Annotated in this window: 13 protein-coding genes and 1 tRNA gene; 10 read left to right on the top strand and 4 right to left on the bottom strand. The window is 68.8% G+C overall.

The window, feature by feature from the left end:
• Positions 1-9 precede the first annotated feature (9 nt).
• Entirely contained in the window at positions 10-411 is a 402-nt protein-coding gene (locus tag ACLJRL_RS07920; protein ID WP_410655411.1) for a VOC family protein, read from the bottom strand.
• 88 nt (positions 412-499) lie between these two features.
• Between ACLJRL_RS07920 and ACLJRL_RS07915 the strand changes: the two genes are divergently transcribed.
• Positions 500-1,342 carry an MBL fold metallo-hydrolase gene (locus tag ACLJRL_RS07915; protein WP_410655410.1) on the top strand — a complete coding sequence of 281 codons (843 nt, stop codon included), beginning with the start codon at positions 500-502 and terminating at the stop codon, positions 1,340-1,342.
• Here ACLJRL_RS07915 and ACLJRL_RS07910 read toward each other — a convergent pair.
• On the bottom strand, positions 1,318-2,583 hold the full coding sequence (locus ACLJRL_RS07910; RefSeq protein WP_410655409.1) for a nucleotide disphospho-sugar-binding domain-containing protein: 1,266 nt from the start codon (positions 2,581-2,583) through the stop codon (positions 1,318-1,320). The two genes, ACLJRL_RS07915 and ACLJRL_RS07910, sit on opposite strands and share 25 nt — an antisense overlap.
• 204 nt (positions 2,584-2,787) lie before the next feature.
• Here ACLJRL_RS07910 and cmdF point away from each other — a divergent pair, with 204 nt between their 5' ends.
• Positions 2,788-4,401, top strand: a complete 1,614-nt coding sequence (gene cmdF / locus ACLJRL_RS07905; protein ID WP_410655408.1) for a tyrosine 2,3-aminomutase — start codon at positions 2,788-2,790, stop codon at positions 4,399-4,401.
• Positions 4,402-4,534: 133 nt separating this feature from the next.
• On the opposite strand, the gene ACLJRL_RS07900 is transcribed toward cmdF, so the two are convergent.
• Positions 4,535-4,607 (bottom strand) — tRNA-Arg (locus tag ACLJRL_RS07900).
• 347 nt (positions 4,608-4,954) lie between these two features.
• Here ACLJRL_RS07900 and ACLJRL_RS07895 point away from each other — a divergent pair.
• From ACLJRL_RS07895 to lspA, 5 genes are all read left to right on the top strand, one after another.
• Positions 4,955-5,608, top strand: a complete 654-nt coding sequence (locus tag ACLJRL_RS07895) for a response regulator (protein ID WP_410655407.1) — start codon at positions 4,955-4,957, stop codon at positions 5,606-5,608.
• Positions 5,608-6,222, top strand: a complete 615-nt coding sequence (locus tag ACLJRL_RS07890) for a trimeric intracellular cation channel family protein (RefSeq protein WP_410655406.1) — start codon at positions 5,608-5,610, stop codon at positions 6,220-6,222. The genes ACLJRL_RS07895 and ACLJRL_RS07890 overlap by 1 nt, the downstream gene beginning before the upstream one ends.
• A gap of 85 nt (positions 6,223-6,307) precedes the next feature.
• Positions 6,308-7,000 (top strand): response regulator transcription factor, encoded by a 693-nt coding sequence (locus ACLJRL_RS07885; protein ID WP_410655405.1) that lies wholly within the window; start codon positions 6,308-6,310, stop codon positions 6,998-7,000.
• Positions 6,997-8,421 (top strand): ATP-binding protein, encoded by a 1,425-nt coding sequence (locus ACLJRL_RS07880; protein ID WP_410655404.1) that lies wholly within the window; start codon positions 6,997-6,999, stop codon positions 8,419-8,421. The genes ACLJRL_RS07885 and ACLJRL_RS07880 overlap by 4 nt, the downstream gene beginning before the upstream one ends.
• Positions 8,422-8,485: 64 nt before the next feature.
• Positions 8,486-9,013 carry a signal peptidase II gene (gene lspA, locus ACLJRL_RS07875; protein ID WP_410655403.1) on the top strand — a complete coding sequence of 176 codons (528 nt, stop codon included), beginning with the start codon at positions 8,486-8,488 and terminating at the stop codon, positions 9,011-9,013.
• Here the strand turns inward: lspA and ACLJRL_RS07870 are convergent.
• Complete coding sequence (locus ACLJRL_RS07870) at positions 8,982-9,374, bottom strand: VOC family protein (protein WP_410655402.1); 393 nt, start codon at positions 9,372-9,374, stop codon at positions 8,982-8,984. The two genes, lspA and ACLJRL_RS07870, sit on opposite strands and share 32 nt — an antisense overlap.
• 82 nt (positions 9,375-9,456) lie before the next feature.
• Between ACLJRL_RS07870 and ACLJRL_RS07865 the strand changes: the two genes are divergently transcribed.
• From ACLJRL_RS07865 to ACLJRL_RS07855, 3 genes are all read left to right on the top strand, one after another.
• Positions 9,457-10,257, top strand: a complete 801-nt coding sequence (locus tag ACLJRL_RS07865; RefSeq protein WP_410656149.1) for a DeoR/GlpR family DNA-binding transcription regulator — start codon at positions 9,457-9,459, stop codon at positions 10,255-10,257.
• The gene (gene galT, locus ACLJRL_RS07860) at positions 10,254-11,336 is read left to right on the top strand and encodes a galactose-1-phosphate uridylyltransferase (RefSeq protein WP_410655401.1); all 1,083 of its coding nucleotides are present in this window, start codon (positions 10,254-10,256) and stop codon (positions 11,334-11,336) included. The genes ACLJRL_RS07865 and galT overlap by 4 nt, the downstream gene beginning before the upstream one ends.
• A gap of 72 nt (positions 11,337-11,408) precedes the next feature.
• Positions 11,409-12,896 carry a S1C family serine protease gene (locus ACLJRL_RS07855; RefSeq protein WP_410655400.1) on the top strand — a complete coding sequence of 496 codons (1,488 nt, stop codon included), beginning with the start codon at positions 11,409-11,411 and terminating at the stop codon, positions 12,894-12,896.
• Positions 12,897-12,901 lie beyond the last annotated feature (5 nt).

Below are 12,901 nucleotides of genomic sequence, written 5' to 3'. Positions count from 1 at the left end.
TCAGCCGGTTCACTCTTCGAAGCCCGCCGGGTCGAACCAGACGATCTCCCACAGGTGGCCGTCCGGGTCGGCGAAGCTGCGGCTGTGCATGTCATGCGTGTCCGGCTGATCGACGAGAGATCCGCCTGAGGCGACCACCTTGTTCACGAGTTCGTCGACCTCTTCCGGGCTTTCCACGGACAGGGCGAGGATCGCCTCGGTGACCTTCGTTGCGTCGGCGACGTCGCGCTGCGTGTACTTACTGAAGATCTTCTCGGCCAGCAACATCACCTGGATCTCGTCGCTGATCACCACACAGGTCACGTCCTCTTCCGTGAAATCCGGGTTCATGGAGTAACCGAGCGCGGTGTAGAAGTTCTTGGCCTTCTCGGCATCCTTCGTCGGCAAGTTGATGATAATCTTCTTCGTCATTGTTATTCCTCTTTTCTTGTCGGGTGTCGAGCGGTCCGGACCGAGTCGCTTGAGTCGGCCGGCGAAATGACGAACGGGAGGATCCTCCATGCTGAAGCAGGTCGCGGAGGGCGTGCTGGTCCACCAGAGCGCGTTACTCGAGAACAATACCGTTGTCGTGCAGGGCAACGGCGGCGTGTTGCTCATCGATGCCGGGATAACCGGCGGTGAAATGACATGCCTGGCGAACGACCTTCGCGAGCTGGGCCAGCCCGTTATAGCAGGATTCTCGACGCATCCCGATTGGGATCACGTGCTCTGGCACGCAGAACTCGGCGAAGCGCCTCGTTACGGCACAGCCCGCTGCGCGGCCTATATGCGAGATCTGCGGTCGAAGGAGGACTGGAAGTCCCGCGTCGCCGAGGGGCTACCGCCGGAAATCGCCGGGGAAACACCGCTGGACCTGTTCGGCCTTATTGCCGGTCTGCCTGCTGAAACCGATCGGATTCCTTGGGATGGTCCCCTGGTCCGGATTATCGAGCATCCGGCCCATGCCGAGGGCCATGCCGCGCTGGTGATCGAAGAACGCGGGGTTCTCGTCGCCGGCGACATGCTCTCCGACGTCCTGGTTCCGATGCCTGACATGGACGCCGCGAATCCGATCGAGGACTACCTCGTCGGGCTGCGGCTGCTCGAAGACGTCGCGGACGATGTCGACGTCGTCGTCCCCGGTCACGGGTCCGTCGGCGGAGCCGATCAGATTCGCGCGAGGATCGAACTGGATCGAGCGTACGTGCACGCCCTGCGCGACGCGCAGGTTCCCAGCGACCTGCGGATCGGCCCCTCGGCCAAGCCCGGCTGGGAGTGGGTGGGCGACGAACTCGACTGGCAACTCCGGTGCCTCGCCCGAAAAGGTGTGCGCGACGGTCATGACGCCTTCGTGGCCGAGTGACGAGCGGTCAGCCGTTCGAGGGCGGGAACGATCTCGTTCGGGGTGGGCAGTTCGTCGGTGAGGTCACGCAGCCGGGCCGCATTGCGGGCGAAGTCGGGCTCCTTGAGCACTTGCTGGAGCTTCTCGCGTAGCACGTCGGCGGTCACGTGCCCGGACTCGCTCACATATAGGCCGGCGCCGTGGGACTCCAGCGCGTCGGCCTCGGCGGTGGGGCCCCAGAACTTGTCGTTGCCGAACTTGCCGGGCACCACGAGCTGAGGGACGCCGTGTTCGATGGCGGAGATAAAGGTGCCGTAGCCGCCGTGGTGCACGATCGCCGAGCAGGTCGGCAGCAGCGCCGTGAGCGGCACGAACTCGACCGGGCGCACGTTGCCGGGCAGCCGGGGAAGCGCGTCGAGCTGTTCGCGGCTGAGCGTGACCACGACCTCGGCGTCCAGGTCCGCGACCCCGTCGAGCAGGGTCGCGGTGGCGGCGCCCGCGTTGAGCTCGCGGTGGCTGAGGCCCAACGTGATGCAGACGCGGCGGCGGACAGGCTCGTCGAGCACCCAGTCGGGGACCGTGGCCGGGCCGTTGTACGGGATCGGCCGCAGCCACTGGTAGCGACGGCCCGGCGGCTGCCAGGTCCACGGCGGCATCGCGTTGATCGACCACTGGCCGTCGAGGGTGTCCTCGGCGTATTCCAGTCCGTAGCGCGCCAGGATGGGAAGGATCGCCTCCCGGACGGGATCCTGGTCACCGGCCGCGTCCCGCAGCTGGCTCAGCACGTCGGTGCCGAAGGTGAACCGGGCGTGCGCGGCCCCGGCCACCCGCGCGGCGATCGGCCCGGCGAAGGCCATCGTCATGCCGTCCCAGATCACCAGGTGGGGCCGCCACGCGCGGGCCAGCCGCACGGCGCCCTCGATGACCGAGGCGGAGTTGAACGTGCCGAAGTGCCAGTCGGCCAGCCCGGTCAGCTCGCTCACCGGGTCGTTGTCTTCGATGTACTGGTCCTGGGCCTGCCGCTGCGGCGTGGTGGGCGGGAGTTCGGGCAGGGCGTCGGCGAACAGGGCGCTCAGGTCGAGCTTGTCGCCGAGCTCCACCCCGGTCAGACCGGTGGCGATGAAGTCGCTCGTGGTGAACGACTCCGGGTCGATCTGGCTGGCCACGCGGACCTCGTGCCCGGCGGTCTGCAGCGCCCAGGCGAGCGGGGTGAACGCGTACAGGTGGGTCTTGCCCGGGCAGGTGACGAAGAGAACGCGCATGGCTACATGCTCGGCGGCGGCGGTCGGCGGCGCATCTTCCTCGATGCTGTTCACGAGCCGGCGGCGGAGCGCGGGGAAGCGTCATCTCCTTACGTGCCCGCAAAAACCACCAACGCAAGCGAGAAGGCGTGGCACCCCGTCCGGCGGTGATTGCATCGAGTCGCAACCAGGCGACCTGTCACCACACCTAATCGGGAGTTTCACATGACCATGGTGGGAACCGATGTCCCTATCGAGTTCGACGGCGAGACCCTCGACCTGTCGCAGGTGCGTCGGGTTGCCGAGGAGCATGTGCCCGTCGCCCTCGGGCCGAACGTCCTGAGCCGCGCCGCCGCCAGCCGGGAGCAGTTCGAGGAGACCGTCCGGCAGAACGTTCCCGTGTACGGGGTGACGACCGGTTACGGCGAGATGATCTACATGCTGGTCGACACCGCCAAGGAAACCGAGCTGCAGACCAACCTGGTCCGCAGCCACAGCGCCGGCGTCGGCCCGCTGTTCTCCGACTCGGAGGCCCGCGCCGTCGTCGCGGCCCGGCTGAACGCGTTGGCCAAGGGCCACTCCGCGGTCCGTCCCGCGGTGCTCGAGCGCCTCGCTCTCTACCTCAACGAGGGCCTCACCCCGGCCGTACCGGAGATCGGCTCGCTCGGCGCCAGCGGCGACTTGGCCCCGCTCGCGCATATCGCCAGCACACTGATCGGCGAGGGCTACCTGCTGCGTGACGGCGTGAAGACGCCGACCGGCCCGGTGCTGCGTTCGCTCGGCATCGAGCCGCTGAAGCTGCGCTTCAAGGAGGGCCTCGCGCTGATCAACGGCACCTCGGCGATGACCGGCGTGGGCGCCCTGCAGGCCGAGCACGCGCTGTCCCAGGCCAAGCACGCCGAGATCGTCGCGGCGCTGGTCGTCGAGACGCTGCAGGGTTCGATGAGCCCGTTCCAGCCGGAGGGCCACGACATCGCCCGCCCGCACGCCGGGCAGATCGCCAGCGCCGCCAACATGCGCGCGCTGATGACCGGCAGCAAGCTCACCGTCGAGCACGCCGACCTGCGCAAGGAGGTCGCCGCCAGCAAGGAGAACGGCGACGGCGGCGACGTCCACCGCTCCGAGGTCTATCTGCAGAAGGCGTACTCGCTGCGGGCCATCCCGCAGGTCATCGGCGCGGTGCGGGACACCCTTTCGCACACCCGGCTCAAGCTGCAGATCGAACTCAACTCGGCCAACGACAACCCGCTGTTCTTCCCGGGCCAGGAGATCTTCCACGGGGCGAACTTCCACGGCCAGCCGGTCGCCTTCGTGATGGACTTCCTGACCATCGCGCTGACCCAGCTCGGCGTGCTCTCCGAGCGGCGCAGCAACCGGCTGCTCAACCGGCACCTCAGCTACGGCCTGCCGGAGTTCCTGGTGAAGGGCGAGCCCGGCCTCAACAGCGGTTTCGCCGGCGCGCAGTACCCGGCCACCGCGCTGATCGCGGAGAACCGCACGATCAGCCCGGCCAGCATCCAGAGCGTCCCGTCCAACGGCGACAACCAGGACGTGGTCAGCATGGGCCTGATCGCCACCCGCAACTGCCGTCGGGTGCTGCAGAACAACAACATCATCCTGGCACTGGAGTTCCTCGCCGCGGCACAGGCCGTGGACGTCTCCGGCCGCCGTGACCGGCTCAGCCCGGCCGCCCGGGTCACCTACGACACCATCCGGTCGCTGGTGCCCACCCTCGACGACGACCGCTACATGGCCGACGACCTCGAACTGGTCGCGGCGGAGCTGGAGCGCGGCACCGTGCTCAGGGCTCTCGAGGACGCAGGCGTCAAACTGAACTGACGTTCGCGCAGATGTTTTGGTCCGTGAGGGCCACCTTGAGGGACTCAGAGTCCCTGAAGGTGGCCCTCACGGATTTTGAGGGCTGTCCGGTGTCACCGGGCAGCCCTTTTTCATGTGTGCGCTCGGATTTGTGTGCCCCCGGCAGGATTCGAACCTGCGACACCCGCTTTAGGAGAGCGGTGCTCTATCCCCTGAGCTACGAGGGCTTGTACTGCCCAGCCGCAGCTTACCGGGTGACCACGCCCGGGCGGGCGAGGAGGTCGGCATCGGACGGTCGCCCGGACGGCGGTTGTGTGGAGGGCCCGGGCCGCTACGCCGCCGAAGAGGGACGAAATCGCTGTCACTGGCTGTTCTGTGCCACTCGACCTGCGGATCCGCTCGCGAGCACGCACACTCACCCCAGCAGATCGGGGACTGAATCGAAGCCTAGATCGACACAGATGACCCGCGCGGGTCACTCGTACGTGTCTGGTTTCGAAACCCTGAACAACAGTAGGTAATCTTCGTTAACGGGACGCGGTACCCACGCTCCCCCGGCTGCCGGAGGGCTTCGTTGATCAAGCTCATGTTCGCCGACGACGAGGAACTGGTCCGTTCGGGCCTGCGCGCCATGATGTCCGGCGCCGCCGACATCGAAATCGTGGGCGAGGCGAGCGACGGGAGATCAGCGGTCGAGGTCGCCCGGCGGTACCACCCTGACGTCGCCTTGCTCGACATCAAGATGCGAGCCCCTGACGACGGTATTCGCGCGCTGCGGGCGATCCTCGCGCTGCCGGATCCGCCGTCCGTGGCCATGCTGACCACGTTCGACATCGACGAGTACGTCAGCCTCGCGCTTCGGCTCGGGGCCAATGGGTTTCTCCTGAAGGACATCGACCCGGCCGCGTTGCTGCGTGCTGTCCGCGACCTCTCGAGGGGTGGCGCGGTGCTGGACCCGGGGGTCGCGGCGCGCATGGTCCAGTCGCATCGGGACGAACAGCGGGCCGCGCAGCCGGCGCGCAAGCTGCTCGCTTCGCTGTCCGAACGGGAGCGTGAGGTCGTCGGCCTGATCGGGCAGGGACTGTCCAATGCGGAGATCGGCGGGCGTCTTCACCTGTCCGAGGCCACCGTCAAGGGCTACGTCTCGGCCGTCCTGTCCAAGATCGGCGCGGCGAACCGGGTGCAGGCCGCGCTGCTGGCCTACCGCGGTGGCCTGCTCGACCAGTAATGGTCCTCACCGCGCTCGAGTTCCTCGGCTTGATCGCGTTCGCCGCGTCGGGAGCGCTCGCGGCGGTGCGGTCCAGGTTGGACGTCTTCGGGGTGATCGTCGTCGGGCTGACCACCGCGCTCGGCGGCGGGATCATCCGTGACGTCCTCCTGGGGATCACCCCGCCGACGACGTTGCGGACCTGGCCGTACCTCGCGGTCTGCGGCGGGACGGCGCTGGCCGTCTTCGTCTTCCATCCGCAGATCGCGAAGCTGCGCCGCGGCGTTCTCCTGGCCGACGCGCTCGGGCTCGGCGTCTTCGCGACGGCCGGGACGACGATCGCGCTCAACGCGGGCGCCACTCCCTACGCGGCGTGCCTGATCGGGATGACGACGGGTATCGGCGGCGGCGCTGTGCGTGATCTGCTCCTGCGGGAAATCCCTCTCGTGCTGCGGAAGGAGATCTACGCGGTCGCCGCCCTCGCGGGGGCCGCGCTGGTCGTCATCGGTCACGCTCTGCGACTTCCGCCGGGACCGGTGACGGTCGTAGCAGCTGCCGTCGTGGTCGCGGTCCGCATGCTCGCTTTGTGGCGTAGATGGAATGCACCTGTTGCAAAAGCCCCGGAAACCGGCTGAATCGCCTTGTGGACTGCTGAATTCTCTTTGTTTGTTCTGTGTGTGTTCTTAGGCGAGTCTCAGCACGCTGCGTAAGACTGTCGCCATGCGCATCCTCGTAGTGGACGACGACAGGGCCGTCCGTGAATCACTCAGGCGATCCCTTGAGTTCAACGGCTACCAGGTGGAGATGGCCGGAGACGGTGCGCAGGCCCTCGAAGCGATCATCGCGAACCGGCCGGACGCGATGGTGCTCGACGTGATGATGCCGCGGCTCGACGGCCTGGAGGTCGCTCGACGGCTGCGCAGCACCGGCGACGACCTGCCGATTCTCGTGCTGACCGCCCGGGACACCGTTTCCGACCGCGTCTCGGGCCTCGACGCCGGAGCCGACGACTACCTTCCGAAGCCTTTCGCGCTCGAAGAACTCCTCGCTCGCCTTCGCGCGCTTCTGCGCCGGGCGATCCCGGATCCGCAGTCGGGACAGAACGCCGAGATCCTCTCGTTCGCCGACCTCACCCTCGACCCGGGTACGCGCGAGGTCCGCCGCGCCGATCGCGAAATCAGCCTCACCAGAACCGAGTTCGCGCTGCTGGAGCTGTTCCTGTCCTACCCGAAGCACGTTCTGACTCGCAGCCGCATCCTGGAGGAAGTATGGGGATACGACTTCCCGACGTCGGGCAACGCGCTGGAGGTCTACGTCGGCTACTTGCGCCGAAAGACCGAGGCGGGGAGCGAGCCGAGGCTGATCCACACGGTCCGGGGAGTGGGCTACGTCCTGCGGGAAACCCCGCCGTGACCGACACCGTCCCGGCCGTCGAAGTGTCCGAAAAGGACCCGCGTGGCGACCGCTGGGGCACGCGGCGCTTCTCGCTCCGCGGCCGGGTCACGCTTCTCGCGGCGGCTTCGGTGGCCGGCGCGGTGGCGCTGGTGTCCCTGGGCGCGTACCTCGTGGTGCGCGACAACCTCTACCAGCAGGTCGACGACAACCTGATCGCGCGGGCGCAGGCCGCGGTCGACTCACCCCTGGTGCAGACCGAACTCCAGCAGGTCCCCGGCGCCTTCCTGGCCAGCGCGGACCTGCAGATCGGCCAGCTGACGATCGGCGACAAGATCCGGCTGACCTATCCGCAGTCCGGTTCGCGCCCGCCGTACGACGAGCGTGAGATCGCGGTCGCCTCCGGGGACTCGCCGATCTCCTTGCGCACCGACCCGAAAACCGACAGCCGGGTCGTCGCGCTGCCCTCGGGATCCGGCCAGGCGATGGTGCTCGCCCAGTCGCTCGGCCCGACCAAACGCACCCTGAACGAGCTTTCCGTGGTCCTGTTCCTGATCGGCGGCGCCGGGATCCTGGTCGCCGCGGCGGCGGGAACGGCCGTGGCCCGAACGGGTCTGCGGCCGGTCGACAGGCTGACGTCGGCGGCGGCACGCGTCGCCACGACCGGCGATCTGCGGCCGATCCCGGTCAGCGGCGACGACGAGCTCGCCCGGCTCACCCAGAGCTTCAACACCATGCTCGGCACGGTCGCCGACTCGCAGGAACGGCAACGGCAGCTCGTCGCCGACGCCGGCCACGAACTCCGGACCCCGCTGACGTCGCTGCGCACGAACCTCGAGCTGCTCCTTTCCGCGAGCAGGCCGGGCGCCCGCGCGCTGTCCGAGGAGGACCGCGACGACATCGAGGCCGACATCCGCGGCCAGCTCGACGAGCTGACCCAGCTGATCGGCGACCTCGTCGAACTCGCGCGCCAGGACGAGCCGCGGGTCGAGTACGAGCGGGTCGACATGGCCGAAGTCGTCGAGCGCGCGCTCGACCGGGCCCGGCGCCGGGCGGGCGAGATCGAGTTCGACGTCTCGATCCAGCCGTGGGTGCTGACCGGCGACACCAGCGCTTTGGAGCGCGCGGTGTTGAACCTGCTGGACAACGCGGTGAAGTTCTCGCCCGTGGGGTCGACGGTCGGGGTCCGGCTGTACCCGGTCGGCGACGGCACCGCGGTGATCGAGGTCGCCGACGCGGGGCCGGGGATCGCCGACGAGGATCTGCCGAAGGTGTTCGACCGCTTCTACCGCTCTTCGGAGGCGCGGACGCTGCCCGGTTCGGGTCTCGGCCTGGCCATCGTCCAGCACGCGGCCCAGCGGCACGGCGGCGACGTCTACGCGGGGCGGGCTCCCGAAGGCGGCGCGCTGATGACCCTGCGGCTGCCGGGAGCGCCTGCCTGATGGGCGACCACGACAATCCCCGCCGCGCTCAACGCGCTCGGCGTCGCCCGTACTCTAACGAGTGATGAGCACTGAGAACGCGCCTGAGCTGCCACCCCGTCGTCTGCTGTGGACGCTGCTGGTGGCCGCGGTGCTGCTGGCCGCCGACCAGCTGACCAAATGGTGGGCGGTCGACGCCCTGACCGACCGGGCGCCGATCCCGGTGATCGGCGATTTCCTCCGCTTCCGGCTGCTCTACAACCCGGGCGCGGCGTTCTCCCTCGGCGCCGGTTCGACCTGGATCTTCGCGATCCTGGCCGCGGTCGCGGTGGTCGCGCTGCTGTGGATCTCGCGCAAGGTCCGGTCCGCGGGCTGGGCGATCTCGCTCGGGCTCCTGCTCGGTGGCGCGACGACGCACCTGGGGGACAGGCTGTTCCGCGACCCGGGGTTCGCGCGCGGCCACGTCGTCGACTTCATCGACTACAACGGCTGGTTCGTCGGGAACGTCGCCGACATCGCGCTGTTCTTCGGCGCGGTTTCGCTGTTCGTGCTCAGTTTCCGCGGCGTCCCGATCGACGGCGTCAAGCAGGCCGAAGAGACACCTGCCGAGTAACGAGACAGAACTCGTTGCCCTCAGGGTCGGCTAGAACGACGAGCCCGTCCTCGGGACACGCGAGCACCTTGGCGCCCAGCCCGACGAGGCGTTCGACGTCGTCACCGGTCAGATCCAGGTGGACGCGGTTCTTCGCGACCTTGCCCTCGGGGACGAGGTTGAAGAACAGCCGCGGTCCCGATCCGGCTTCCACGAGCACCGACGGATCGTCTTCGGGGCCGGAGAAGCCGAGGTTTCGAAGGCGCTCAAGCTCTTCCTCGTCGTAGGGTGCGACCTCGTAGCCATCGAGGGCGGCCGCCCAGAAGCGGGCGAGCGAAGCCGGGTGGTGGCAGTCGAACACGATGTCGCGAAGCCGGGCCATCGCCTCATGCTGGCAGGCCGCGCAGGTCGTCGCGCCATGTTTGATCGTGTAGGATTTTGTGTAGTTGATCCAGGGAGGGCACGTGCTCGCGCGGCAACGACAGGCGGTGATCCTCGAAGAGGCGCGCCGGACCGGAGCGGTCCGGGTCAGCGACCTCGTCACGAGGCTCGGCGTCTCCGACATGACGGTGCGCCGCGACCTCGACGTGCTCGCCGGCCGGGGGCTGGTCGAAAAGGTCTACGGCGGCGCCACCTCCATCGTCGGCAAGAGCACCGATGAGCCCGGTTTCGAGGCGAAATCCGTCCGCCAGCGCGCGCAGAAGGACGCCATCGCCGCCGTCGCGGCCGGTTTGGTCCGCCCGGGCACCGCGATCGGCATTTCCGCCGGTACCACCACTTGGACACTCGCCAGGGCGCTCGACGAGATCCCCGGCCTGACGATCGTCACCAACTCGATCCAGGTCGCCGACGTCCTGCGCGGCGCGAACCAGCCCGATCGCACGGTCGTGCTCACCGGCGGCGTCCGTACCCCGTCGGACGCGCTCGTCGGCCCGGTCGCCGTGCAGAGCCTGCGTTCCCTGCACCTGGACGTCGTCTTCCTCGGCGTGCACGGGATGGCCGACGGCCCTGGTTTCACCACGCCGAACCTCACCGAATCCGAGACCGACCGCGCCCTCGTCGAAGCCGGCCGCAAACTGGTCGTGCTGGCCGACCACACCAAGTGGGGTGTCGTCGGCATCTCCACCATCGCGGCTCTCGACGAGGCCGACGTCGTCGTCTCGGACGACGGATTGTCCGACCACGCAAGGGAAACGCTCACCGAACAATCGGGTGAGCTGATGATCGCCGAAACGGCGGAGACGGCTGAGGCTGAAGAAGCGTGAAGCGCACGGTAAGGCACCTGGCCGACGGCCGGGAGATCGTCTATTTCGACCGGTCCGGCTCACCCGAACGCACCGCCGAGGACACTCGCGACCTGCCGCGGGTGGCGGCCGCGTCGGAGATCCGGCGCGACCCGCTCACCGGCGAATGGGTGGCGATGGCCGCGCACCGGCAGACGCGGACCTACAAACCGCCCGCCGACCTGTGCCCGCTGTGCCCGACGAAACCCGGAAAGCCCAGCGAGATCCCGGAGCCGGACTACGACGTCGTCGTCTTCGAGAACCGGTTTCCCTCCTTCGCCCGCAATGTCGTCGGCGAATCGTCCACAGTGGATGGAGCCGGGCTGGTGCCGGTGGCGCCGGGCGTCGGCCGCTGCGAGGTCGTCTGCTTCACCAGCGACCACGACGGTTCCTTCGCCGACCTGACCGCCAAACAGGTTCGTGCCGTCGTCGACGCGTGGGCCGACCGCACCGCCGAACTGTCCGCAATGGACGGTGTCGAGCAGGTCTTCCCGTTCGAGAACCGCGGTGAAGAGATCGGCGTGACGCTGAACCACCCGCACGGCCAGATCTACGGCTACCCGTTCGTCACGCCGAAGACCGAGCGGATGCTCGAAGTCGCCCGCGCGTACGAGGCCGAGCACGGCCGCCCGGTGATGGGCGACGTCCTGGCCGCCGAGCGGGAATCCGGCGCCCGGGTCGTGGTCTCCGGCGAGCACTGGACGGCGTTCGTGCCGCCCGCCGCGCGCTGGCCGGTGCAGGTCCAGATCGTGCCGCATCGCCAGGTGCCCGACATCCCCGCGCTCACCGACGCCGAGCGTGACGAGTTCTCCGACGTCTACCTCGAAGTCCTCCGCCGCTGCGACGGGCTCTACGACCGCCCGCTGCCCTACATCGCGGCCTGGAACCAGGCGCCCGCGAAACGGGATCGCGAGCTGGGCTGGCTGTACCTGGAGGTGTTCTCGGTGCTGCGGTCCAAGGACAAGCTCAAGTATCTGGCGGGTTCGGAGTCCGGGATGGCCGTGTGGATCAACGACGCGACCCCGGAACAGATCGCGGACAGGCTGCGCGCGACCCCCTGAAGAGGTCATACTCATCAAGGATGCACAGCTTTGGCTCAGGAACTTCTCAGGACCATCCCGCAAGGTAGAGACATGACCGAGAACGACTCCAGCGGCCACAACGCCGAGCAGGCCCGGCCCGCCGGCGCTCAGCCGGACGCGGACCAGAGCGCGCAGGGAAGCTGGGCCGCACAGCCGGCCCCGCAGCAGCCCGACGCGACCGGCCTCGGCGGCCAGGCCACCCCTCATGGTGGACAGGCCTACACCCCGGAACAGCAGTACAACCCGTGGTCACCGCAGGCCCAGCAGGCCCCGGCCTCACAGCCTCAGCAGGCACAGCCTCAGCAGGTACCGCCGGTGCCGGAGCACCCCCAGACGCAGGGCCAGTACGCCCAGCCGCATCCGACGGGGACCCATCAGGCGCCCTATGTGCAGCAGACGCAGACCCACCCGGGTCCGGGTGTCTACGCGGTGCCGCAGCAGCGTCAGGCGTCCGGCAAGTCCGGCTCCGGCAAGGTACTCGCCGGTGTCGCGGCGATCGCGCTGGTCGTCGGCGGTGTCGCCGGTGGCACGGTCGGCTTCCTGACCTCGGACGCCGGCGGCAGCTCGGTGAGCGCGCTCGACGCGCCGAGGCCGGCCCAGCAGACGGGCAACGCGCCCGCCGGCTCGGTCGAAGCGGTGGCGCAGAAGCTTTCCCCGAGCGTCGTCGAGCTGCAGGTGTCCGGGAGCGCGGGGGCCGGCGAGGGCTCCGGTTTCGTGCTCAGCGCCGACGGCTACGTGCTCACCAACAACCACGTCGTCGAGGTCGCCGCCAACGGCGGGCAGATCCAGGCGGTGTTCCAGGACGGCAAGAAGGGCACGGCGACCGTCGTCGGCCGCGACCCCACGACGGATATCGCCGTGGTGAAGGTCAGCGGCGTCAGCGGCCTGACCCCGGTCGAACTGGGCCGCTCCGACGACCTGCGGGTCGGGCAGCCGGTGGTCGCCATCGGTTCGCCGTTCGAGCTGGCGGGCACCGTCACCTCGGGCATCGTCAGCTCGCTGAACCGGCCGGTGAGCGCCGGCGGCGGCAGCGGCGACCAGACCACGGTGATGTCGGCGGTGCAGACCGACGCGGCGATCAACCCGGGTAACTCCGGCGGCCCGCTCGCGAACATGGCGGGCCAGGTCATCGGCATCAACTCGGCGATCTACAGCCCGAAGTCCAGCCAGGGCGGCCAGGGAGAGAGCGGCGGCAACGTCGGCATCGGCTTCGCGATCCCGATCGACCAGGCGCGCCGCACGGCCGACGACATCATCAAGACCGGCCAGGCGACGCAGACCTTCATCGGCGCCCGCGTCGCGACCCCGCAGACCGGTGGGGCGCAGCTCGGCGAGATCACCGCGGGCAGCCCGGCTGAGAAGGCCGGCCTGAAGTCCGGTGACGTCGTGACGAAGCTGGACGACCGGCTGATCCCCAACGCCGACGCGCTCGTCGCGGAGATCCGCACCCGTGCGCCGAACGACAAGGTCAAGCTCACCCTCAGCGGTGACAAGGTGGTCGAGGTGACCCTCGGCGGCCAGCCGGTCACGCCGAACTAGAACCT

Origin of the sequence: Amycolatopsis sp. lyj-112 (genome assembly GCF_046549055.1) — a bacterium.
Classification (GTDB): Bacteria; Actinomycetota; Actinomycetes; order Mycobacteriales; family Pseudonocardiaceae; genus Amycolatopsis.
The sequence above is the reverse complement of the archived record's forward strand: the minus strand, read 5'-3'. Positions and strand labels throughout refer to the sequence as shown.